This is a genomic window from Psychromonas arctica (assembly GCF_036697365.1).
Lineage (GTDB): Bacteria > Pseudomonadota > Gammaproteobacteria > Enterobacterales > Psychromonadaceae > Psychromonas > Psychromonas arctica_A.
Genome location: NZ_JBAHZA010000044.1, coordinates 1 through 1,343 on the forward strand (window position 1 = coordinate 1; position 1,343 = coordinate 1,343).

1 protein-coding gene is annotated in these 1,343 nt (G+C 47.7%); it reads right to left on the bottom strand.

Annotated elements, in window-relative coordinates; all coding sequences use genetic code 11:
- Positions 1 to 1,343 (bottom strand): Ig-like domain-containing protein (locus V5290_RS17230; RefSeq protein ID WP_333388716.1); only part of this gene is annotated, 1,343 nt, incomplete at both ends.

The window sequence follows — 1,343 nt, forward strand, 5'->3', positions numbered from 1 at the left end:
GTGTACGTAAATTCGTCTTCACCATTAAAGTCTGCGTTTGGTGTGTAAGTCACGGTGCCGTCAGCGTTAATCGTTACTGTCCCGTTCGTGCCGTCTGTCACTGACGCAACAGGTGATGTGACGCCATCTGCATCCGTATCATTTGCAACGACATCAATCACCACTGGCGTATCTTCATCAGTCGTTGCTGAATCGGCTACTAATACTGTGTCATCGGCCACTGGATCAACCGTCACTGTGACCGTTTCTGTATTGCCATCTTCATTAGTGTACGTAAATTCGTCTTCACCATTGAAGTCTGCGTTTGGTGTGTAAGTTACGGTACCGTCAGCGTTAATCGCTACTGTCCCGTTCATGCCATCGGTTACTGACGCAACAGGTGAAACTTCACCATCTGCGTCCGTATCATTTGCGACTACATCGATAACCACTGGCGTATCTTCGTCAGTTGTTGCGCTGTCTGCTACTAATACTGTGTCATCGGCAACTGGATCAACCGTCACTGTGACCGTTTCTGTATTGCCATCTTCATTAGTGTACGTAAATTCGTCTTCACCATTGAAGTCTGCGTTTGGTGTGTAAGTCACCGTGCCGTCAGCGTTAATCGCTACTGTCCCGTTAGTACCATCGGTGACTGACGCAACAGGAGATGTGACACCATCTGCATCGGTATCATTTGCAACGACATCGATAACCACTGGCGTATCTTCATCAGTCGTTGCTGAATCAGCTACTAATAAGGTGTCATCAGCAATCGGATCAACCGTCACTGTCACGGTTTCTGTATTGCCATCTTCATTAGTGTACGTAAATTCGTCTTCACCATTGAAGTCTGCGTTTGGTGTGTAGGTCACGGTGCCGTCAGCGTTAATCGCTACTGTCCCGTTAGTACCATCGGTGACTGACGCAACAGGAGATGTGATGCCATCGGCATCCGTATCATTTGCAACTACATCGATAACTACTGGCGTGTCTTCGTCAGTCGTTGCTGAGTCTGCGACTAATACTGTGTCATCGGCCACTGGTTCAACTGTTACTGTGACCGTTTCTGTATTGCCATCTTCGTTAGTGTACGTAAATTCGTCTTCACCATTAAAGTCTGCGTTTGGCGTGTAAGTTACGGTGCCGTCAGCGTTAATCGCTACTGTCCCGTTCGTGCCGTCTGTCACTGATGCAACAGGTGAAACTTCACCATCGGCATCCGTATCATTTGCGACGACATCGATAACTACTGGGGTATCTTCATCAGTCGTTGCGCTGTCTGCTACTAATACTGTGTCATCAGCAATCGGATCAACCGTCACTGTCACGGTTTCTGTATTGCCATCTTCATTAGTGTACGT